Annotated in this window: 17 protein-coding genes; 12 read left to right on the forward strand and 5 right to left on the reverse strand. The window is 33.0% G+C overall.

What is annotated here, in order from left to right; genetic code table 11:
* Positions 1-7: 7 nt before the first annotated feature.
* From xth to EAH81_RS16490, 3 genes are all read left to right on the forward strand, one after another.
* A complete protein-coding gene (gene xth / locus EAH81_RS16480) occupies positions 8-808 on the forward strand; it encodes an exodeoxyribonuclease III (RefSeq protein WP_241676578.1) in 801 nt (266 codons plus the stop codon).
* Between the two features lie 7 nt (positions 809-815).
* Positions 816-1,442 (forward strand): alpha-ketoglutarate-dependent dioxygenase AlkB family protein, encoded by a 627-nt coding sequence (locus tag EAH81_RS16485; RefSeq protein ID WP_140509101.1) that lies wholly within the window; start codon positions 816-818, stop codon positions 1,440-1,442.
* A 144-nt stretch (positions 1,443-1,586) separates the two neighbouring features.
* Positions 1,587-2,048, forward strand: a complete 462-nt coding sequence (locus EAH81_RS16490) for a DUF1810 domain-containing protein (protein ID WP_140509103.1) — start codon at positions 1,587-1,589, stop codon at positions 2,046-2,048.
* A 524-nt stretch (positions 2,049-2,572) separates the two neighbouring features.
* Here the strand turns inward: EAH81_RS16490 and EAH81_RS16495 are convergent.
* Entirely contained in the window at positions 2,573-3,982 is a 1,410-nt protein-coding gene (locus EAH81_RS16495) for an APC family permease (RefSeq protein WP_140509105.1), read from the reverse strand.
* Between the two features lie 362 nt (positions 3,983-4,344).
* On the opposite strand from EAH81_RS16495, the gene EAH81_RS16500 reads away from it, so the two are divergent.
* The 6 genes from EAH81_RS16500 (at position 4,345) to EAH81_RS16525 (ending at position 9,108) form a co-directional block, all read left to right on the forward strand.
* Positions 4,345-4,998 (forward strand): potassium channel family protein, encoded by a 654-nt coding sequence (locus tag EAH81_RS16500; RefSeq protein WP_140509107.1) that lies wholly within the window; start codon positions 4,345-4,347, stop codon positions 4,996-4,998.
* A gap of 16 nt (positions 4,999-5,014) precedes the next feature.
* A complete protein-coding gene (locus EAH81_RS16505) occupies positions 5,015-5,437 on the forward strand; it encodes a hypothetical protein (protein WP_140509109.1) in 423 nt (140 codons plus the stop codon).
* A 200-nt stretch (positions 5,438-5,637) separates the two neighbouring features.
* Positions 5,638-6,048 (forward strand): DUF5958 family protein, encoded by a 411-nt coding sequence (locus tag EAH81_RS16510; RefSeq protein WP_140509112.1) that lies wholly within the window; start codon positions 5,638-5,640, stop codon positions 6,046-6,048.
* A 21-nt stretch (positions 6,049-6,069) separates the two neighbouring features.
* On the forward strand, positions 6,070-6,879 hold the full coding sequence (locus tag EAH81_RS16515; protein WP_140509114.1) for a hypothetical protein: 810 nt from the start codon (positions 6,070-6,072) through the stop codon (positions 6,877-6,879).
* 407 nt (positions 6,880-7,286) lie between these two features.
* On the forward strand, positions 7,287-8,711 hold the full coding sequence (locus EAH81_RS16520; protein WP_140509116.1) for a sensor histidine kinase: 1,425 nt from the start codon (positions 7,287-7,289) through the stop codon (positions 8,709-8,711).
* Positions 8,701-9,108 (forward strand): response regulator, encoded by a 408-nt coding sequence (locus EAH81_RS16525; RefSeq protein WP_140509118.1) that lies wholly within the window; start codon positions 8,701-8,703, stop codon positions 9,106-9,108. The genes EAH81_RS16520 and EAH81_RS16525 overlap by 11 nt, the downstream gene beginning before the upstream one ends.
* Here EAH81_RS16525 and EAH81_RS16530 read toward each other — a convergent pair.
* Positions 9,100-10,527 (reverse strand): LysM peptidoglycan-binding domain-containing protein, encoded by a 1,428-nt coding sequence (locus tag EAH81_RS16530; RefSeq protein WP_140509120.1) that lies wholly within the window; start codon positions 10,525-10,527, stop codon positions 9,100-9,102. The genes EAH81_RS16525 and EAH81_RS16530 overlap by 9 nt on opposite strands.
* Positions 10,528-10,778: 251 nt before the next feature.
* Here EAH81_RS16530 and EAH81_RS16535 point away from each other — a divergent pair, with 251 nt between their 5' ends.
* Entirely contained in the window at positions 10,779-12,161 is a 1,383-nt protein-coding gene (locus EAH81_RS16535; RefSeq protein WP_140509122.1) for a carboxypeptidase-like regulatory domain-containing protein, read from the forward strand.
* A gap of 232 nt (positions 12,162-12,393) precedes the next feature.
* Here EAH81_RS16535 and EAH81_RS16540 read toward each other — a convergent pair whose 3' ends face one another.
* The gene (locus tag EAH81_RS16540) at positions 12,394-14,658 is read right to left on the reverse strand and encodes an aconitate hydratase (protein WP_140509124.1); all 2,265 of its coding nucleotides are present in this window, start codon (positions 14,656-14,658) and stop codon (positions 12,394-12,396) included.
* 133 nt (positions 14,659-14,791) lie between these two features.
* On the reverse strand, positions 14,792-17,563 hold the full coding sequence (locus EAH81_RS16545) for a bifunctional aconitate hydratase 2/2-methylisocitrate dehydratase (protein ID WP_140509126.1): 2,772 nt from the start codon (positions 17,561-17,563) through the stop codon (positions 14,792-14,794).
* A 436-nt stretch (positions 17,564-17,999) separates the two neighbouring features.
* On the opposite strand from EAH81_RS16545, the gene EAH81_RS16550 reads away from it, so the two are divergent.
* Together EAH81_RS16550 and xrtN are read left to right on the forward strand one after the other, a co-directional pair.
* Positions 18,000-20,504, forward strand: coding sequence for an XrtN system VIT domain-containing protein (locus EAH81_RS16550; protein WP_140509128.1), 2,505 nt, complete (start codon positions 18,000-18,002; stop codon positions 20,502-20,504).
* Positions 20,497-21,738 (forward strand): exosortase N, encoded by a 1,242-nt coding sequence (xrtN, locus tag EAH81_RS16555; protein WP_140509131.1) that lies wholly within the window; start codon positions 20,497-20,499, stop codon positions 21,736-21,738. The genes EAH81_RS16550 and xrtN overlap by 8 nt, the downstream gene beginning before the upstream one ends.
* A gap of 56 nt (positions 21,739-21,794) precedes the next feature.
* Here xrtN and EAH81_RS16560 read toward each other — a convergent pair whose 3' ends face one another.
* The gene (locus EAH81_RS16560; RefSeq protein ID WP_140509133.1) at positions 21,795-22,748 is read right to left on the reverse strand and encodes an AAA family ATPase; all 954 of its coding nucleotides are present in this window, start codon (positions 22,746-22,748) and stop codon (positions 21,795-21,797) included.
* Between the last annotated feature and the right edge of the window lie 15 nt (positions 22,749-22,763).

Genomic DNA, 22,763 nt, shown 5'->3' on the forward strand with positions numbered 1-22,763 from the left:
AAATTTAATGATACAACTAATTAAATCTACTATGAAAATAGCAACTTATAACGTAAACGGGGTCAACGGGCGCTTAAACGTATTACTGAAATGGCTTGAAGAAACGACTCCGGATATTGTGTGCCTGCAGGAATTAAAAGCGCCGCAGGATAGATTTCCGATTAAAGCGATTAATGATGCAGGATACAATGCCATTTGGCACGGACAAAAGCAATGGAATGGCGTTGCAATTCTGGCGCGCCATATGGAGATTGAAGAAATAACACGCACTCTTCCGGGTGATGATGAGGATATTCAAAGTCGTTATATTGAGGCTTTGATTAATGGTATTGTAATCGCATGTCTTTATCTCCCAAACGGAAATCCTGCGCCAGGACCTAAATTAGAATATAAATTAAAATGGTTTGATCGTCTGGCTGATCGTGCCGAAACACTTTTGAGTTTAAAAGTTCCGGTAATAATAGTTGGAGATTATAATGTGATGCCAACAGAACTGGATGTTTATAAACCTGAGAAATGGGTAAACGACGCTCTTTTTTTACCCGAAGTTAGAAAAGCTTTTGCAGCTATTGTCTCGCAAGGATGGACAGATGCGATTCGAACCTTATATCCTGACGAGAAAATTTACACCTTTTGGGATTATTTCAGAAAGGCTTATGAGCGGGATGCCGGCCTTAGAATTGATCATTTTTTACTAAGTCCACAACTAGCAAAAAAACTGCTTTCCGGAGGAGTTGACCGTCATGTGCGGGAATGGGAAAAAACAAGTGACCATGCTCCTGTATGGATTGAAATTGACACAAAATAACTGAACAATGACATTATTTAGCGATACCGAATTATTTGCCACAGGTTTAGCAGGAAAAAAAGTATTTGACCTGCCTGATGCAGAACTTATTTTGATCGATAATTTCTTCACCAAAGAAGAATCTGATCGTTTTTATGAAAAATTACTCCATCAAACTAAATGGAGAGAATACGAAATGGAAATGTATGATAAAATCGTTACAGCTCCCCGAATGATTTCCTGGTATGAAGACAAAGATAATACCGGAGCAGACCAAAATGGTCCTGACTGGACTTATGAATTATTAACTATTAGAGGTCGCGTTGAAAGAGAAACTCAGCTTGATTTTAATAGTTTATTGCTCAATTTATATCGAAACGGCAATGATGGGGTTGCATGGCATAGCGATAAAGAGCATAATTCAGGACCAAATCCTATTATTGCTTCTGTAACTTTTGGAGAAACCAGAATGTTTAGAATGCGTCATAAATTCCGCAAAGAAATTCCGCAAGTAGAAATTCCTTTACATCATGGTTCTTTTTTATTAATGGCGGGTACAACCAATAGTTTCTGGCAACATCAGGTTCCTAAAACGGCCAAAAATGTTTTACCCAGAATCAATTTAACCTTTAGAAGAACTAAACGAAGTGAATGATTATAAATGACTATAAATGAGTTTATAACGACGAGGAAAATTCCTCCTCTAAAAGTTAAAATACTCAGTGTATGCACCTTTTATTAGGCAGAACCTATCTTTTTTACTATTTTTGCAACCTTTTTTTATATATAAATTACCAAAATGGCTCACTCAAACAATGATTTATTGCGTTTCTTAGATGCGCAAAATAAACTTTATCTTACTGCTTTTTCTGAAATCAAAAAAGGAAAAAAGGAAACACACTGGATGTGGTTCATTTTTCCTCAGATTAAAGGATTAGGCACAAGTGATACAGCAAATTATTACGCCATTAACGATCTGAAAGAAGCAACCGAATATTTGGAACATCCTATTTTAGGAAAACATCTTATAGAAATTTCAGAATTATTTTTGACTTTTAAAAGAAAATCAGCAGATGGGATTTTAGGTGATTTAGATGCACGCAAATTACGTTCTTCTATGACACTTTTCTCTTTGGTAGAAAATACAAATCCTGTATTCCAAGAAGTTTTAGAAGCTTTTTTCTCTGGAGAATCAGATCCTCTTACGTTATCTATTATTAATTCAACTATAAAATCATCTGTCGAAACTGAAATGGTGTAATGTACTCCAACGGTTTTACCGGATTATTTAAATTAAAAGACACTACGTTTTTTTGCTTTCGCAAATTGGTAGTGTCTTTTTTTTTAGCCCACGGATTTGGCAGATTAAACTGATTTACGCAGATCTCTATTTTTTTTGTCACTGAAATAGACAAAAATTGTGGTTATCATTGCGAAGAATGGATTAAAATCCATCCCTACAATATATTTTGTTCCTCCGGAACCCTTTCTAAAATTCCGAAGGAATGGGTTATTTTGTAACAAAGTCCCAAGGCTTCGGGATTAATACGTTGAAAAAGACAAAAAGATTTGGTTTTATCATAGAAATCGAAATGACAAGATTATGGATTTATCAAAATAATTACATAAAAAATGCCTTGTCAAAAACAAGGCATTTTATTTATTTTAATCATACAGGAAACAACAAAAAGTTAAAAAAAACTAGCCTAAACCCGTTTAATCCTTAAAATCCGTGGGCAATTTAACCTTTGCTCCTTTGTACCTCTGAACCTTTGTACCTTTTTTTTACTCTTTCGGTTTTGTTAAATAATATACCGGAATTCCTGTTAGCATAATTAAAACTCCCCAACCACATGTTGAAAACTTTGTGATTAATAGTGAAATACAAATTGCTGCTGCAATCACGATATATAACATTGGTAAAAATGGATACCCGAATGCTTTATAAGGTCTTTCTACATCCGGCATTTTTTTACGTAAGATGAAGATTCCGTAGATTGTTAATATGTAAAAAATCAATACTATAATAATCACAAAATCTAATAAATCTCCATATTTACCTGTCAGGCATAAAGCCGAAGCCCAAATACATTGTGCCCAAAGTGCCCAGGCAGGAACACTTGATTCGTTTAAAACAGCAGCTTTTTTAAAGAATAAACCATCTTTTGCCATTGTATAATATACTCTTGCACCAGCCATAATTAATCCGTTGTTGCAGGCAAAAGTCGAAATCATGATCATAATTGCAATAATCAATGTTCCGATGTTTCCAAAAATATAATGCGAAGCTACAACTGCTACTCTATCTGATTTTGCCAAAGCAATTTCATTTAAGGGAACTACAGCCAAATACATCAAATTTGTCAAAACATAAATAATCGTCACAATAAAAGTTCCTAAAAACAAACTGAAACCTACATTCCGTTTTGGGTTTTTAATTTCTCCGGCGATAAAAGTCACACCATTCCAAGCGTCACTTGAGAATAATGATCCAACCATTGCAGCAGAAATTCCTGTAATCAAAGCTTTCCCTCCAATTGGCAGCCATGAACCACTTTCGGCATTGTACGAACGAGGTGTCCATGCATCTGTCCAGTTGGCATCCCAAATCGAAGCTTTTGCTCCCAATGTTAATCCAAAAACGATTAAACCTAGCAATGATAATATTTTGATAATCGTTAAAACTGTTTGAAGAATTTTTCCGTTTTTTACACCACGGCTATTAATGAAAGTCAGTAAAATAATCGTAACTATTGATACTAACTGTGCGGCATTGAGTTTAAAAGAACCTAACTCATAAAGTATGTTCTCATCGCTTAAAGGCTCATAAAGATAAGCGGCAAACTTCGAGAAAGCCACACCAACAGCGGCAATAGTTCCGGTTTGAATTACAGCGAAAAAACTCCAGCCGTATAAAAACGCAATTAATTTATTGTATGCTTCTTTGAGATATACATACTGTCCTCCGGCTTTTGGAAACATTGCGCTTAGCTCACCATAACTTACTGCGGCTATAATAGTGATTAATCCGGAAATCAACCAAATTAGCGTTAGCCATCCCGCAGATCCTACTTGTCTGGCGATATCAGCACTTACAATAAATATCCCGGATCCAATCATCGACCCCACAACAAGCATGGTTCCGTCTAATAATCCGAGTTCTCTTTTAAAATGTTCCTGGTCGTTTTCTTGCATTATTTTGGTTTTTGGGTTGGTTAAAGATATACTTTTTTTAGAAATTTTAGAATTTAGATTGTTGATTTTAGGTTATGTTGAAAGTTATAATTTTCAGGTTCAATACAGTTATCAAATCAAACATTTAAAATAAAAATATTTTGGGCGTGTTTCGCCGCGGCGAATCGGGCTTCCGGCTATATTTCTTGCATTGTTTCGTTTGCAAAAGGATGCTACCTCTACCCTCACGCAAATTTCGTTTTCATTAGAAGTTTTAGATAATAATTACGTTTACGGATTTCCATAAAATAATACTTTTTCATCTGTTTACATTTGATAATCAGAAATAAACTTAATGACTGTAACGAATAAAATAACGTCAAATGATTAAAGAAACAAATCCAAACAAACTTGGATTACTAAATCTTATAGTTTTAATTCTATCAATTTATGTATTAGGTGCATTAATAATCGATTCCGTTTATATCCTTCCCAGAGAAACTTCCTTATTATTAAATTATATTGACAATGGAATTTGTTGCTTCTTTTTTATTGAGTTTTGTATTCGTTTTAAAAGAGCAGAAAACAAATTAAAGTTTATGCGTTGGGGTTGGATAGATTTAATTTCCTGCGTACCAATGATAAATGTACTTCGCGCTGGTCGATTATTACGGCTAATTAGATTACTTCGAATTGTTAGAGCATTTAGAACAACAAAAAATGTAGTTGAACATATTTTTGCAAACAAGGCTCAAGGCGCATTCACTTCTGTATCAATAATTGCCGTTTTACTTGTGATTTTTTCTGCAATTGGAATACTTCAAGTTGAAAATGATCCAAATAGCAATATCAAAACTGCTGAAGATGCAATTTGGTGGGCATACGTAACCATTACTACAGTGGGTTATGGGGATAAATTTCCTGTAACAACTGAAGGAAGAATTATTGCTTCTATTTTAATGACTGCAGGGGTTGGTTTATTTGGCACATTTACAGCATACGTGGCATCTTGGTTTGTTACGCAAAATAAAAATTAATTTAATCATTACTAAAATGAAAAAGCTTTTACTAATTCTACTCTTATTTGTACTCAATTCTTGTGTTACAAATTATTACTTTGTAAACATTGACGAAGATGCTTCTATTTATACTTCTAAAGAGGGAACAGAATTAATTGCAACAATTCCGAAAGGATCTGGTGCTTACATAAATTCAAGTGACAAAAAAACAAGAAAAATAAAATGGAGAAACTATAAAGGCTGGGTAATAAATCCCGTTTATAGCAATGCAAGCATGTCAAATAATTCTACCAATTATACTTCTCAAAGTAGTAGTAGTAGTAGTAGTAGTAGTAGTAGTAGTTATAAATCTTCTTCTAAAACTTCCTCGGGAGGAACAGTTCAAGTAAAAGGTTATACTCGAAAAAATGGTACATATGTTCAACCACATACCCGAAGTGCTCCGAGAAGAAAATAATTCAAATATTTAATGGTGAATTCTGAAATAAAAAAGGATGATTAAGCTTGACTTAAAAATACCTCTATTAAGTCATCTAAAAAATCAAATAAAGCTACATCCTAAAAAATGCTAGCTTTTTTTAATTAAAAACAATAATTATATATCTTCGGAGTGAGTTTATTTCAAAAACAAACTGTACCACAAATCTCATTCTTTAGATGCATCAACACGAAGTAATAATCAATAAAATTGCACAAGACAAAATAGATTTTGAACTTGGTACAAAGCTTATATTAGAAAATGAAGAATATAATTTTGAAATACTTTTTGTAACCTTAAAAAAAAATATTTTCAACTCTATTCCTGACAAAACAGATTACAATACTAAAACCTATCAAAACGCAATAAATACAATTCCCTTAAAACCAACTTATACTCCAATTGTAATTCTAAAAAATTTCAGTACAAAAATTGCCTTTAACAAATTGGCTACACTTCCTAAAAATGAAAATACAAAAACAATAATTTCATTACTTTGGATTTTTAAAGCCACCGATACTGAAAGAAGAAATACAGAATGCAAAAATGGTTGCGGACATTTTTGGCATGAAAATTTGAATCCCATTTAATATTAAATAATACATTTAAGCATGAAACAAATACTATTTTTTATTTTATTATTTAGTTTAAACTCCTATTCACAAAAAGATTTAGATAAAAAAATTGCTGATGTAGTTACTGAAGGTAAGACTTTATACAAATCTGAAATGGCTTCATGGTATGGAACCGATTTATTTCTGGAGAAATATAAAAATCATGAAAATATTGGTGGTTATTTTTCTTACTCAGAAGATGAGAAAGCTAAATGTATTTTCTTTTCAAAGGGCGAAAACCCAAAAGTTATTGGTACCATAGTATTTGACAATACTTATAATATTCAAACAGCAAAATCAGAACTTGAAGAAAGAAGCTTTTCTAAAAATGAAACTGACTTATATTTAATAAGGTCAAAAGCGTTCAATACCATAAAAACTGATACTATTTTTAAACAATACAAAAATTCGAATCTAAATTTGATTCCGATAATTTCCAACAACGAAAAAAAGGTTTACGTTTTAACTGGACCAACCAATAATGGAGTTGTAATTTATGGAAATGATTACTTGTTAACGTATAATGATAAAAATGAACTACAAAGCATTAAAAAATTACACGCTAATATTATTGTGGTGAATTTTGGCGATGAGAAAAATATCACATTGGCATCCATTCACAGTCACWTGCCTGCAACTGGAGAATTAATGACAGCCACAGACATTTGCACCACGATGCTTTACGAGAAATTTACTGGTTGGGCAAATGTATACGTAATTTCAGAAAAGTATGTTTCAATTTGGGATTGTAAAACTGACGAACTAAGCGTTATTACAAAAGAGGCTTTTGAAAAAATCAGCAAATAAAACATTCACTTGACCAAATTCAACTGTTAAACAAAATAAACCCTCGAACTTTATTTCTATTTATTTTCAAATACTAAGATTTAATCCTATTCTGATTAGGTCAAAGTTTATATGCTTCTGTTTTTTAAAAAAAATACACATAAATAACTTATTATCAACACATTACATGTAATTAAATAAATTTAACAAGAAAAAATAGACCATCCGTTAAACTCTATACTTTTTTTGCTAAATTTGATACAGGAGTTAATCGGCCTTAAAATTTCAAATATTTCATTAACAATTGTTTAATTTTTAATCCAAAAAACAATCACCCCAAACAGATTATAAAAACAGAGAAAAACCGCTTACAAAGCAACCTTTGCAAGACAGAAGAATTAATTATTAACCTACAAATTCAAAAAATTATGTCTAAGGTCAATTTCTTAAAAAAACTACGTTTTCCGAATGTTTTTATTCTTTTATTAATTGTATTCATCTCTTGTGCTTTATTAATTTGCATTAACATTTTTACGATTAAGATTTTATCTGCCAACAGAGCCTATGTCAATGGTGAATCACATTATTCTAAAGGACAAAAAGATGCTTCGAGACATCTCATAACCTATCTTTTTACTAAAGATAAAAATCAATGGAAATTGTATCAGGAAGAATTAAAAGTTCCGCAAGGAGATGGTATTGCACGCGAGACACTTTTAAAAGCCGGTGACAACGAAGTGGCTCGAAAAGCCTTACTTGTAGGCAGAAATCATCAGGAAGATCTGGATGATTTAATTTGGTTGTTTGTCAATTTTAAACAAGTTTCTTATTTATCAAAAGCTATACATGAGTGGGGCCAGGGAGATCAGTTAATCTTTAAATTATTTGTTATAGGCGAACAAATAAATGCCAAAATAAGTCATAATATCTTAACCATTGCCGATCAGAAAAAGTTTCTTCAGGAAATTAGTATCCTAAGCGACAAACTCACTGTTAACGAACGAAACTTCTCCAATACATTAGGTGAAGGAACCCGAAAAATAAAGTTCTTACTTACGATTTTTAATGTCATTTTTATACTTATTATCATTTGCAGCGTTTGCCTTTATTATTCAATAATGGTAAAACGCTTATTATTTTCAAAGAAAGAAACTGAAGCTAAAAACGAAAACCTGATTCTTGTCAATCACGAACTCGATCGCTTTGTTTATAGTGCTTCACATGATTTGAGATCTCCTATAACTTCTTTAAAAGGTTTAATTGAGATTACGCAATTAGAAGATGATGTTGATCAAATTAAAGAATATCTGAGTTTGATGTATCAAAGCCTTATTAAACAAGATCAATTTATCAGTGACATTATTGATTATTCAAAAAATAAGCGAAAACAAATTATAATGGAACCTGTAAGTTTGCAGGATTTGTTTAGTGAAGCTATCTCACAATTAATGCATATTGAAAATGCTAACAGAATAACTTTTAGACAAGAATTATTAGTTGATCAAATTCAGAGTGATGGATTGCGTTTAAAAATCATCATTAGCAATCTACTTTCTAATGCCATAAAATATGCTGATATTACTAAGCAGGAAATGTTCATCTCCATAAAAACTTACATTCAGGAAGGTTCTAATAAAATTGAAGTTGCCGACAACGGAATTGGAATCAACGATGAATTTAAAGATTATATTTTTGAAATGTATTATGGTACAAACAAAAACAAAGGATCTGGTCTGGGCCTTTATATTGTAAAAGAGGCTGTGGAGAATATTAAAGGAAACATTTCTGTGTTTTCTGAAAGCAATATTGGCAGTAAGTTTATTGTAACAATCCCAAACGCATATGGAACTTAACCCTTTATTTTTGTTAATTGAGGACAACCTGATCGACCAGCTTGTTACGAAGCAATTACTAAAAAAAATACTTAGTATTGAACAAGTAACTATTGCAAACAACGGAAAAGAAGGAATTCAATGGCTTAACAACAATAATATAAGGAATAAACAACCACTCATTATTTTACTAGACATTCAGATGCCTATTATGAATGGCTTTGAATTTTTGAAAGAGTTTCACAAACTTAACAAGAAAACAAAAAAAAGGGTTCAAATTTATGTACTTTCTTCAACCCTGGATTCTGATGAAATCAGGCAGATAGAAGAGAATAAGTATGTAACCGATTTTTTGAACAAACCCTTTCCAATAGAAGAATTGAAAAACAAGCTTTTATTATATGAAAAACTATTGTAAAACGCGATTTACCTGTTTAAAAGTTCTGCCGTAGTAAGGCTCTTTTGTCGAAGAAATCATCACTCCGCCATGCGTTGAAGAATGAACAAATTTAATTTCTCCATCTAATACCTCAACTACCATTCCAACATGATTAATTTGACGTCTTCCATTGGTTCTAAAGAAAATCAAATCCCCTTTTTGGGCTTCTTCTGAATTGACTTTGAAACCAATTCGGGATTGTTCGATTGAGCTTCTTGGAAGTTTAATATCGAAATTATTAAAAGTACAAATCATTAATCCTGAACAATCAAAACCAGCTCTTGTGGTTCCTCCCGATCGATATCTTATTCCAATATTTTCAGTTGCATTTACAATTAATTGATTGACTAAATCTGAATGATTACTTACTCTAATAACTGTTGATGAATCATTTTTAACTTCTGAATTTTCTACAACCTGAACCGGAGAGATTAATCCATCTTTTGTTTCCGGTGTTATTTTTGAAGCTTCTAAAACAGCTGCTTTTTCTTTTGATGTATGAATCTTCAACACGTAACCAACTGGCAATTTTCCTTTGATAAATGGATTTTGCTTTTCCAGTTCTTTAACTGTTATTCCGTATTTTTTAGCAATTGAGTACTTTGTTTCTTTAGATTGTACCTCAACAACTACCTCAACATCTGTTGTTGCTGGAATAATTTCTGGTTTTGAAACTTCTGAAGCTGCTCCGTTATTCTCTGCAATCTGAGTTTGAGACGCAACAGAACTATCTTTTATTTGCTGATCTGCTTTTTCTTTTGAAGTTCTAATTTTTAAAACAGATCCAACAGGTAGTTTCTTTTTGATAAATGGATTTTGACGTTCCAATTCTGCAACTGTGATTCCGTATTTTTTTGCAATCAGATATTTTGTTTCTTTTGGTTTTACCTCAACAACAACTTCTGCATCTGTAGAAGAAATTATTTCCGGCTTCTCTATATTTTGATTTTTCGTTGTCTTTTCATTCGACACAATAGCAGTAGAAGGAATATTCAGTTTCTGTCCTATTTTCAAATCTTCATTTTCTAACGAAGGATTTGCTTTCTTTAAATCATCAACAGAAATATTATACTTTTTTGAAATTACCCAAAGATTTTCTTTTTCCCGTACTTCGTGCTGACCTGAATTTGAAATCACTGCAGAAGTTGTATTGGTAGCAATTTCAGTTTTTTTCGTAGTCCCTTTTTTATTGTTATTCGGAATTAACAGAACCGAATTTAATTTTAAAACTTTAGGAGCATTAGGATTCGCTTCTTCAATATCTTTTGGTTTTACTCCATATTTCTTAGCAATAGTAGTAAAATTGTCTCCTTTTGAAATGGTGTGTTTGATGTATTTTTCCTGAGAAAATGCACTTATACTAAAAAAAAACAATACTATTATTAACCTGAAAACCATTATCTATTGAAATTTTATTTATTTATCATTCTTCTTGGGGATGAAGCTCTCTAATTTTAAACTCAAAAACAGCAATTATATTACCGGAAAGGCGAATTTAACTTTTTAATGTAAAAAAAACACTTTTTTTAACAACTAATTTAGTTGAAATTAACAGAATCGGCATAGAAATTGAGCCAACATTTTGAAACAGTACACTTTAGAAAAACCGCTGTTTTTAAGTCCAAAATTAACCAAAACCCAAAAGCCTTGTGAAAAAACTACTCGTAATTCTCTTTCTTTTACCTTTGGTATCAATAGCTCAAAACATAAAAGGTATTGTTGTTTCTGAAAAAAGCGGAAATCCAATTGCCGACGTTAACGTTTTTGCTCTATTCTCGAATACAAATACCTTAACAAGTGAAAATGGAGAATTTAATTTCAAACTTCCAAATGATTTTAAGGAAGAAGGTGATTTTCAATTTTCGCATATGGGATATGTTACTAAAAAAATCTCATTAGCAGATTTAAGAAAACTCAATTTTAAAATTGCATTGTCTGAAGAAGTTGAAAATTTATCCGGGCTGACAGTTAGTGGCAATCAAAGAGCAAAACTAAAATCGAAGCTTTCTTACACTAAACTTGCACCTTTAAAATATGGCATTTACTCCTTTGGATCCGTTTTAAACGATGGCAAAATTTATATTACAGGCGGAGACGCAACGTATAAATTGGAGTCATGGGAAAAAATAAAGAGAGAAAGACCTGATTTTACCATACAGGATTACCTTAAAGAACTTTCAATTGAATCTAACGTCGAATTCTACAGGAGCAACTTACAGATTTATGATATAAAAACGGACTCGTGGCAATATTTAAAACTTAATTTCAAAAAGAGAGCTTATCATAACCTTAACTTTTACAACAATACACTCTATGTTATTGGCGGAAAAAATATATCTCCTAATGCGGTATTTCAATATTTAGAAAATGAAATTGAAGTTTTTGATCTCAATAATCAGACTATAAAAATTGACAAAACATATCCGCATCAGGCTTCAAATGCTGTTTCTATTACTTATAAGGATGACATAATTATAATGGGAGGCTCAACAAAAGCGAAAGAAAAAGGCTCTACAGCATTTACAAACAAAGTACACCTATATAATATTAATTCCGGTTATTGGTATGAACTGGCCAGTATGCCAACTGCAAAAGAAACTTCTGGAGTTCTGGTTGGTGATAAAATTTACCTGATTGGAGGCAATAATGGAAATCCTATATCAGAGATCGAAACTTTTGATTTAATTACTGAGAAATGGCAAACGGAAGGAGAGCTGTTTTCGGGTCTTGAGAAACCTGCCGTTACTTGTCATGATAACATTATTTATTTTTTCGAAAATAGAAAAATGTATGTCTATGATATTAAATCAAAACAACTGAAAGAGTATATTGTAGACTTAGGTTTAAAAGATTCTGCCATGTATTTCGACAACAACAAATTATATATTTTGGGAGGATCTATGCAAAGCAACAATTCTAAAACACCAACTTCAAATGTATATAGTATTGCTATTGATGAATTTGAAACTACAAAACCAGATCACATCAAAATTATAGCTCAAAACTCAAATTTAGTCAAGGAAATAGAATAATTTCTTAAACTGGAATTGCAAATACCTAGCAGGTTAAAAAAAACCTGTTAGGAAATCTAAATAGAATCAAATTTTCTTTTGAAAACGAATGTCCTAGCCCAGATAGAAGCGGCATCCTTTTTTATGGCTTTTTTCTGCCATAAAAAAGATATAGCGGATAGCTGGAAATAGCTCCAAATAAAAAAACGCCCTGTTTTCACAGAGCGTTTCTAATATACTTGAATGATATAAATTAAGCTTTTCCGGCAGCAATTAAGTTTAATGCTGAACCTGCAACAAACCAGCCAATTTGACCTGCGTTGTACGTATGGTTTGCCAAAATAATATCTTTTGTACCATTTGCATGAACAAACTCTAATGTTAATGGTTTTCCCGGAGCAAACTCCGTTAAATCAGTGAAATTAATAGTATCGTCCTCTTGAATTTTATCGTAATCAGCTTCGTTTGCGAATGTTAATCCCAAAAGTCCTTGTTTTTTAAGGTTTGTTTCGTGAATACGAGCAAAAGATTTCACCAATACCGCTTTAACTCCTAAGAAACGTGGCTCCATTGCGGCATGCTCACGAGAAGAACCTTCTCCATAATTGTGATCTCCCACAACGATTGACGGAACTCCGGCAGCTTTGTATGAACGTGCTACAGCAGGAACAGCATCGTAAGTACCTGTTAACTGATTTTTAACTGAATTTGTTTTTTGGTTGAATGCATTTACGGCACCAATCAACATATTGTTAGAAATATTATCTAAGTGTCCGCGGAAACGCAACCATGGTCCAGCCATCGAAATATGATCTGTTGTACATTTTCCGAATGCTTTGATCAATAATTTTGCACCTGTAATATTTTTACCATCCCAAGGATCAAAAGGAGCTAATAATTGCAAACGCTCTGATGTTGGGCTTACAACAACCTGAACTCCTGAACCGTCTAAAGCAGGAACCTGGAAACCCGGATCTTTAACATCAAATCCTCTTGGTGGTAATTCGTCTCCTGTAGGAGCTTCTAGTCTTACTTCTTCTCCATCTTCGTTGATCAAAGTATCTGTTAATGGATTGAACCCTAAATCACCTGCAATAGCCATAGCGGTCACCAATTCCGGAGAACCTACGAAAGCTAAAGTATTTGGATTACCATCTGCACGTTTTGAGAAGTTACGGTTGAAAGAGTGAACGATAGTATTTCTTTCTTCTTTCTCTGCTCCGTCTCTATCCCACATACCAATACATGGTCCGCAGGCATTTGCAAAAACAGTTGCTCCAATTTTCTCGAAAGTATCAATAAAACCGTCTCTTTCGATTGTATAACGAACAACTTCTGAACCCGGAGTAATGGTAAATTGAGATTTAGTTTTTAAGTTTTTAGCACTTACTTGTCTTGCCAAAGAAGCTGCACGCGAAATATCTTCGTAAGAAGAGTTGGTACATGAACCAATTAAACCAACCTGAATTTGTAACGGCCAGTTATTTTTGATTGCTGTTTCTCTCATCTTAGAAATTGGAGTAGCTAAATCCGGCGTAAATGGTCCGTTTAAGTGTGGCTCTAATTCCGTTAAGTTGATCTCGATAACCTGATCAAAATATTGTTCCGGATTAGCATATACTTCCGGATCTCCTGTTAAGTAAGAAGCTACTTTATCTGCTGCATCAGCAACATCTGCTCTGTTTGTAGAACGCAGGTAACGACTCATAGAATCATCGTAACCAAAAGTCGAAGTTGTAGCTCCAATTTCGGCTCCCATATTACAAATAGTACCTTTTCCTGTACAAGACATAGAAGTTGCACCTTCTCCAAAATATTCTACAATAGCACCTGTACCACCTTTTACAGTAAGAATACCGGCAACTTTAAGAATAACATCTTTAGGAGCTGTCCATCCTGATAATTTACCCGTTAGTTTTACTCCAATTAATTTAGGGAATTTTAATTCCCAAGCCATACCGGACATAACGTCTACGGCATCAGCTCCACCAACACCAATAGCTACCATCCCTAAACCACCTGCATTTACAGTGTGAGAATCGGTACCAATCATCATTCCTCCCGGGAAAGCATAATTTTCAAGTACTACCTGATGAATAATTCCAGCTCCTGGCTTCCAGAAACCAATTCCGTATTTATTTGAAACTGACGACAAGAAATCGAAAACTTCGTTACTTTGTGTTTTTGCTCGTGCTAAATCTGTTGCAGCATCTACTTTTGCCTGAATCAAGTGATCGCAGTGAACCGTTGTTGGTACTGCTACCTTAGCTTTTCCAGCGTGCATAAATTGCAATAGTGCCATTTGAGCGGTTGCATCCTGACATGCAACACGATCCGGAGCAAAATCAACATAATCTACTCCTCTTCCAAACGCCTTAGTTGGATTTCCATCCCAAAGGTGATTGTACAAAATTTTCTCAGTCAATGTAAGTGGACGACCAACTATCTCGCGTGCTTTGTCAACACGACCTGGCATGTTCTCATACACTTTTTTAATCATTTCAATATCAAAAGCCATAAGTTATAATTGTTTTTGTTTTTTTTTATTTTGAACATCACAAGTTACGAAAAATAGAGTACGTAGAAAAGAAAAAGCCCGAGTTTATCGCTCGGGCTTTTTATATATATAATGATTATACCTAATCTTATGATTACATCACCAATAGCTTATGAGAAGGTGCAAATCTAGTTAGACTAATACCATCTACTGCAGCTGTATATTCAGCAAGTGTAGGTGTTCTGCCAAGGATTGTAGACAAAACTACTACTGGTGTAGAAGAAAGTAATGACTCTCCTTTTTTACCCTCAGTATCTTCTACAACTCTTCCTTGGAAAAGACGTGTTGAAGTCGCCATTACAGTATCTCCTTTTGCAGCTTTTTCCTGGTTACCCATACAAAGGTTACATCCAGGACGCTCTAAATACAACATGTTCTCATATTCAGTACGTGCAGCACCTTTAGGCGCATTATCATCGAATTCGAAACCGGAGTATTTCTGTAAAACTTCCCAGTCACCTTCAGCTTTAAGTTCATCTACAATGTTATAAGTAGGCGGCGCTACTACAAGCGGCGCTTTGAACTCAACTTTACCATGTTGCTGTTCTATGTTTTTAAGCATTTGAGCAAGGATTTTCATATCGCCTTTATGAACCATACAAGAACCAATAAATCCAAGATCTACTTTTTTCTCTCCTCCGTAAAAAGATAGAGGTCTGATGGTATCGTGCGTATATCTTTTAGAAACATCAACGTTGTTTACATCTGGATCTGCAATCATCGGTTCGATAATCTGATCAAGATCTACTACAACTTCAGCATAATACTTCGCATTAGAATCTGGAGTCAACGCTGGTTTCTCAGCTGATTTAATCTCTGTAATTCTCTTATCTGCTTTATTAATCAATCCTTGAAGAACTTGTTTTTCATTGTCCATTCCTTTGTTGATCATGATCTGGATTCTGCCTTTCGCAATCTCTAAAGATTCAATTAAGGTATCATCTTCAGAAATACAGATAGAAGCTTTTGCTTTCATCTCTGCAGTCCAGTCTGTAAAAGTAAATGCCTGGTCAGCAGTAAGAGTTCCAAGATGAACTTCAATAATTCTTCCTTGGAATACGTTTTCACCACCAAATTTCTTAAGCATTTGAGATTGTGTTGAATGAACTACATCACGGAAGTCCATATAATCTTTCATCTCTCCTATAAACGTCACCTTTACAGATTCAGGAATTGGCATCGAAGCTTCTCCGGTAGCAAGAGCAAGAGCAACTGTTCCTGAGTCAGCACCAAAAGCAACACCTTTTGACATTCTTGTATGAGAGTCACCACCAATAATGATAGCCCACTCGTCTATTGTAATATCGTTAAGAACTTTGTGAATTACATCTGTCATTGCATGATAAACACCTTTTGGATCACGTGCAGTGATTAAACCAAAATCGTTCATGAATTTCATCAGTTTTGGAATGTTTGCCTGCGCTTTTTTATCCCAAACCGAAGCTGTATGACAACCTGATTGATAGGCACCGTCAACAATTGGCGAAATTATTGTAGCAGCCATAGATTCTAATTCCTGAGCTGTCATAAGACCAGTCGTATCTTGTGAACCTACAATGTTAACCTCTACACGAACATCAGAACCCGCATGTAAAACTTTACCTGGAGCTATACCAACAGCGTTTCTGTTAAAGATTTTTTCAACTGCCGTAAGACCTTGTCCTTCAATAGAAATCTCTTTTGATGGAGCAAATACAAGAGGAGCTTCGATATCTAAAATTTTCGCTGCTAATGTCTGAAGCTTTTTACCAAATACAATTGCGTATGATCCGCCAGCTTTGATAAATTCCATTTTCTGAGGAGTAAATGCCTTAGAAATGTCAATTAGTTCTTTATCGCCATTGTAAAGTTTCTTAGTTTTTGTGTTTATTGTAAGTACAGTTCCTGTAGCAACTGAATATGCTTCTTCCAAAATTGGTTCATTATTCTCATTACGAATAATATTACCGTCTGTATCAAGCTTTTTTACCCAGTTTTTAAGATCTAAACCAATACCACCAGTAACATCTACAGTTGTTAGGAAAATTGGAGATATACCATTTGTTCCTGCAACAATTGGAGCAATATTAATAAATGGAACATATGGACTTGCTTGTTTACCGGTCCAAAGTGCCACGTTGTTTACTCCTGACATTCTTGATGAACCAACACCCATTGTACCTTTTTCAGCAATCAACATAACGCTCGCGTCAGGATGTTTTGCCTGTAATGCTTTAATTTCTGCCTGTGCTTCAGGAGTAATCATGCATTTACCGTGAAGTTCACGGTCAGAACGTGAGTGCGCCTGATTACCCGGAGAAAGCAAATCTGTCGAAATGTCTCCTTCACCAGCGATATAAGTAACTACTTTAATTTCTTCAACTACTTCTGGCAATGAAGTAAAAAACTCTGCCTGTGCGTAACTTTTGATAATCTCTATTGCAATTGGATTACCATTTTTGAATGCTTCTTTAAGACGATCTGTATCTGCCTCATAAAGGTAAACTTGTGTCTTAAGAACATCTCCTGCATCTTTTGCAATAGAAGTATGATCTCCAAGTGCTAAATCTAACAATACCTCAATAGAAGGTCCACCTTTCATGTGTGACAATAACTCAAAAGCAAAAGCGGGTGTTATTTCTTTTACTTCTGATTGACCCAGAATAATTTCCTTTAAAAACTTCGCTTTTGTACCAGCAGCACTTGTAGTCCCGGGTACAACATTATAAATAAAAAAGTTAAGAGAATCTTCTCTGTACTCGTTATTCAAATCTTTAATTTGTTCAATGATTTCGCTTAATAATTCAGCGCCATCAATTGGTTTCGGGTGAAGCCCTTGACCTTTTCGTTCTTCAATTTCTTGGATGTAATCCTGATAAATATTCATAATAAAAGTCTTTTCTAGGTATTTTATTTTTTTTGTACGCAAATTTAGGTATTAAAGCCGAGAATTAAAAAAAATATAATAGAAGTCGCCTTTTCAAAAATTATTATTGTTAAAAAACGATTTTGACTGCCTGTTTTTGCTAAAATAGCAGTTTTATATTAAAAAAATGAATTATTAATATTTTAAAATCTTTTCTTTAACAAAGTCGGAATTTGTTGTTATAAAGGATGTCGGATTTTACCTCGATTTAAACAAAGAACCTTTCTAAATAAATAATTATAACGTTATAGTTGGCTCTTTTTGCCGCTTTTTCGAATGCCGAAAAGTGATAAGTTCAAGTTCAAATCTTCCCTTTCAAAAAAATAAATAAAAAAAGATCGAAATTCATTTTTTATTATAACTTTGCATATCAAAGTACTTTTAAATAAATACAACTATGAAACACAAATTAGAGATTTTCCAAGATTATACTAAAAAAACAGGAGTTACGATTAGTTTAGCGGTGACTGTCTTGAGCACTATTCTATTAATAATTGCTCTTACTTCCAAAGAATTCCGTTTTCATGATTTTGGATCAATTGCCGGATTAAGTTTGATATTTGAATTTATATACGGAGTTAGTCTTTCTTTTATAATTCTAAGAAAAAAAGAAAAATACATTCATTTAATGCCATTTTTAATTCTCAATTGGCTTATTGGATGTTTCTGTTTGAATATATTTATTCCTATTTTTCAGGATTTGCCAATATGGGTTTATCTAACAACTCTTGCTTTTTGTCTCTCTAATTTTTTTATTTATAGAAATTCAGAAGAAAATCAGAACAACTCTATTTATTATTTTATAAATGGAATATCCTTTATAATCATTTTATATTTTGCGATCTATCTAATTCCAATTATGCCAATTTCCTTTATCGGAATCATCGCTTTAGGATTAGGTTTCTATGGTTTAGTTCCCGCATTGGTCACTATCATTCATCTATTAACAATCGTACGAAATCTAACTCAAAACAAAATCAATTATATTTCTTTTGGTGCAGGATTGTTGATTGTACTAATTGGTCAAATTGCTTTTACAACCGGACTGAGTATGGAAAGTAGAAAAATAGCGCAATCTATTTCAATGAAATCATTTAATAATAATGAAGATCTCCCAAGTTATATTTCAGTTTCTCAGAACTTAAAACCCAATTTCTTCAATGAAATTTTACTTAAAAAAGACATCGTTTATATTCCACTTCATGATCTATTCACATTTGGAGGTTTTGATTCATTGGGCAACCAACAATATAATGAAAGAAAAATTCACAATCCATTTATCTCTATTGCGTATTTGTTTTGCGAAGATCTTAATCTGAGTAAGGACGACAGAATTAATATCCTAAAATCAAACTTTGACAAACGATTAGAAACAGAAGAACAATTGTGGAGCGGAAAAGATTTATTTACTAAAAACATCAAAGAAGATGTAAAAATATATCCTGATGCCCGTTTGGCTTACACCGAAATCACAATGAAGATTGCCTGTGATGAAGATTCATGGGAAGATCAGGAAGCAATTTATTCTTTTCAGCTTCCGGAAGGTTCCGTTGCAACTTCCCTTTCTTTATGGGTAAATGGAATTGAACGAAAAGGGGTTTTGACTACGAAAGAAAAAGCTCAAAAAGCCTATAAACAAATTGTTGGTGTAGAAAGCCGGGATCCGTCATTGATGCAATGGAAAGAGGGAAATAAAGTCGTGGTGAGAGTTTTTCCAATTAACAGAACAAATCCAAGGGAATTTAAATGCGGTTTTACAACTCCTTTAAAAGTCGAAGATAACGAAATGAAATACCAAAGTCTTTCTATAAAAGGTCCAAATATTTCAAATGCAGAAACAATATCAAGAATTCAAACTGTTGGAAACATAAAAATAGAAACAAGTAAAGATTTTGAACTTAAAAACCATTATTACATAAATCAATCAAAGGGATTAGACGATTGGGAAGCTTACATGCCAATAATCAAAAACTCTCAATCAAGTTCATTTACATGGAAGGATAAAGTTTATGAAGTAAAAGATATTCAGAAAACAATTATACCATTTAAACCTTCAGAAATTATATTGGATTTAAACAGCAGTTGGACTATTAAACAAATCGAATCTTTTACAGAGCTGCATAGAGCCAATTTATTTGTTTTTGTAAATGGAGAAAAGAAAGCTATAAATAAAGAAAACTTCAAAGCTATCGAATTAGACTTCGAAGACTTGCATTATTCTTTACTGCCTCTTTATAAAATTACTCCAAACAGTTTGATTATCACAAAATGCGGCACTTTCTCTGCCAATTTTGAAGAACTTGAAAACTCTAATTATTTAAAAAGAATAAAAACGGAAACCAAACAGCGAAATTTAAAAGTAATCAATATCTCGTCGGATATTAATCCATTTTGGCAAACCGCAAAAGAACAAAAGTATGTAGATTATTTTCAAACGAGTTCTAAAAATTGCCTGAAACTAATCCAACAAAATCATTTTGTTTTATACAAAACCGAGAAAAACACAGTCAATATTCAACTAGCTAATATTTCTATCACAGAAAACCCTAAAAACGATTCTCTTAAAAATATTGGACCAAATCATATTTACAGAATGTATGCTTTTGGAAAAGTTATGGAAGAACAAGTTAAAATCCAAAATGATTCATTGGCAAATAACCAATATGTCGATTTAGCTAAAGATGCCAATATTGTAACCCCCATATCCTCCTTGATCGTCCTTGAAACTGATGATGATTACAAAAAAAATGGAATCGAGAAAAACGTCGATACTTTAGGAAACGCCTCTATTAATAATGACGGTGCTGTTCCTGAACCACACGAATGGTTATTGATTATTATTGGATCAACAGTACTTTTCTTTTATTACAGAAAAAACAAAAGCAAACTATCTAATGAATGATTTTTTAGCTCAATATAAAAAAACAATTATCCTGTTTATTTTAATTTTCCTTTTTGGAATAAACTATACCATTGTATTAAACGGTCTTGATAGTAATCTTTTTGGAATTGTTTTTTCTATACTATTATTTCTTATTGGGGGTAGAAAAACTTCATTTAATTTGAATTACCCCCTTTTGGGATTGATTTTTCTATTAGAATTTATCAGCTATCGCTTACACACCAAATCATTGCATTTTTTGGCTTTATCATTATTCGCCTGCTTTGTCTATTATTGTTTTACACGTAAGTTTTCATTTGTTGCTTTTATTTGCATCATATTGTTTTCCTCTCTTTTTAATACTTTTTTTGATTATTTAACTGTCGAAATAAAACAAACACTTTGTTATGGTGTTTATCTGACTTTAAAAAACTTCATCTTAATAGATAAAATTGAAGGCGTTAATTTTTATATCAACCATGCAAAAATAACCATTGATACTGCTTGCATGGGGTTGTCTATGTTTAAAACAGGTTTACTTGCCGGAGCTTTTTTATTAACCTTAGAAGAAAGAAAACAACAAAAATACTTTAACATCAAACAAATTCTTTTATTCTGTTTTCTTGTAATTTTACTCAATATTATCTCGAATTACTTTAGAATAATAACGCTAATCGTATTTAATTGTACCCAAGAAAATGCACTTCATCATTCCATTGGTTTGCTTTGTTTTCTGTTTTATCAAATTGTTCCAATGTTATTTTTAGTTCGTTTTTTCAAACCCAAAAAAGAAGCAATCAAAAATGACAAAACCAATACCTTTAATTTATTTCCAATTACAATAGTAATACTGATTCTGTTTATAACCAGTTTAGAAATCAAAAAAGAACAAGATTACAAATTGCTTGACAATATAAACTCTGATTATAATAGTAGTAAAGGGATCTGGGTAAACAAAGAAGTTTTTAAGATTGTAACTCCCGGAAAACTCATTTACATTAAAACAATAGCACACAATCCTTTGATTTGCTGGACGGGAAATGGCTATAAAGTAATAGAATCAAAAGTGATCAGTAAAAATAACGATGAAATAAGCTTTGTCCGAATGGAGAAAAATAACATTCAATACTTTTCTTATTGGTGGTACGAATGCGATAATAGAAAATACACTTCTCTACCTGAAGTTTTACTAATCAAACTCTTTTATAATAAATCAATTCGTCTTGTAAACGAAACCAGTAAAACTCCTTTATAAAAAAAGCCTAACAGATTTTAGAAATCTGTTAGGCTTTTTTATGCTTTTATATTCTCTTACATCAGCTTCTGAATAATAATTTCTTCTGTAATTCCTTCCGCATCTGCCTTGTAATTTTTAATAATTCTGTGACGCAAAATTCCGGTTGCAACTGCTTTTACATCTTCAATATCCGGTGAGAACTTTCCATTGAAAGCTGCATGTGCTTTTGCTGCCAATATTAGATTTTGAGAAGCTCTTGGCCCCGCTCCCCAGTCTAAATAATTCTTTACAAATTCATTTGACAAAGCATTATCAGGACGTGTTTTACTTACCAAAGTTACCGCATATTCAATAACATTATCAGCAACAGGGATTCGGCGAATCAAATGTTGAAAATCAATAATTTCCTCCGCTGTAAACAATGGGTTGATTGTTGTTCTTACATCAGAAGTCGTACGTTTTACCACTTGCACTTCTTCTTCAAAACTTGGATATTCTAATTTTATCGCAAACATAAAACGGTCTAATTGCGCTTCCGGTAACGGATAAGTTCCTTCTTGCTCAATTGGGTTTTGAGTTGCTAACACAAAATAAGGCAAATCTAATTTATAATTTTGTCCCGCAATAGTAACTGAGCGCTCTTGCATTGCTTCAAGTAAAGCTGCCTGTGTTTTAGGCGGCGTTCTGTTAATCTCGTCAGCAAGAATTATATTGGAGAAAATTGGTCCTTTAATAAATTTAAAGTGTCTGTTTTCGTCCAAAATTTCACTTCCCAAAATATCCGACGGCATTAAATCCGGCGTAAACTGAATTCTCTTAAAATCTAAACCTAATGCCTGAGCCAGAGTATTGATCATTAAAGTTTTTGCCAATCCGGGAACACCTATTAAAAGTGCGTGTCCTCCAGAAAATATACAAAGTAAAATTTGATCTACAACATCATCTTGCCCTACAATGATCTTGGCTATTTCGGCTTTTAATTCGTTTCGTTTTTGAACTAGATTGTGAATTGCTGTTACGTCAGACATCTATGAATATATTTT

It is taken from the genome of Flavobacterium pectinovorum, from assembly GCF_006438875.1.
GTDB classification, from domain to species: Bacteria; Bacteroidota; Bacteroidia; order Flavobacteriales; family Flavobacteriaceae; genus Flavobacterium; species Flavobacterium pectinovorum_A.

Coding starts and splice junctions, on each gene's coding strand:
- EAH81_RS16540 (WP_140509124.1), bottom strand. CDS start 14,658: ATGGCTTTTGATATTGAAATGATTAAAAAAGTGTATGAGAACATGCCA.
- EAH81_RS16530 (WP_140509120.1), bottom strand. CDS start 10,527: ATGGTTTTCAGGTTAATAATAGTATTGTTTTTTTTTAGTATAAGTGCA.
- EAH81_RS16520 (WP_140509116.1), top strand. CDS start 7,287: ATGTCTAAGGTCAATTTCTTAAAAAAACTACGTTTTCCGAATGTTTTT.
- EAH81_RS16500 (WP_140509107.1), top strand. CDS start 4,345: ATGATTAAAGAAACAAATCCAAACAAACTTGGATTACTAAATCTTATA.
- EAH81_RS16510 (WP_140509112.1), top strand. CDS start 5,638: ATGCATCAACACGAAGTAATAATCAATAAAATTGCACAAGACAAAATA.
- xrtN (WP_140509131.1), top strand. CDS start 20,497: ATGAATGATTTTTTAGCTCAATATAAAAAAACAATTATCCTGTTTATT.
- EAH81_RS16495 (WP_140509105.1), bottom strand. CDS start 3,982: ATGCAAGAAAACGACCAGGAACATTTTAAAAGAGAACTCGGATTATTA.
- EAH81_RS16545 (WP_140509126.1), bottom strand. CDS start 17,563: ATGAATATTTATCAGGATTACATCCAAGAAATTGAAGAACGAAAAGGT.
- EAH81_RS16490 (WP_140509103.1), top strand. CDS start 1,587: ATGGCTCACTCAAACAATGATTTATTGCGTTTCTTAGATGCGCAAAAT.
- EAH81_RS16550 (WP_140509128.1), top strand. CDS start 18,000: ATGAAACACAAATTAGAGATTTTCCAAGATTATACTAAAAAAACAGGA.
- EAH81_RS16485 (WP_140509101.1), top strand. CDS start 816: ATGACATTATTTAGCGATACCGAATTATTTGCCACAGGTTTAGCAGGA.
- EAH81_RS16560 (WP_140509133.1), bottom strand. CDS start 22,748: ATGTCTGACGTAACAGCAATTCACAATCTAGTTCAAAAACGAAACGAA.
- EAH81_RS16525 (WP_140509118.1), top strand. CDS start 8,701: ATGGAACTTAACCCTTTATTTTTGTTAATTGAGGACAACCTGATCGAC.
- EAH81_RS16505 (WP_140509109.1), top strand. CDS start 5,015: ATGAAAAAGCTTTTACTAATTCTACTCTTATTTGTACTCAATTCTTGT.
- xth (WP_241676578.1), top strand. CDS start 8: ATGATACAACTAATTAAATCTACTATGAAAATAGCAACTTATAACGTA.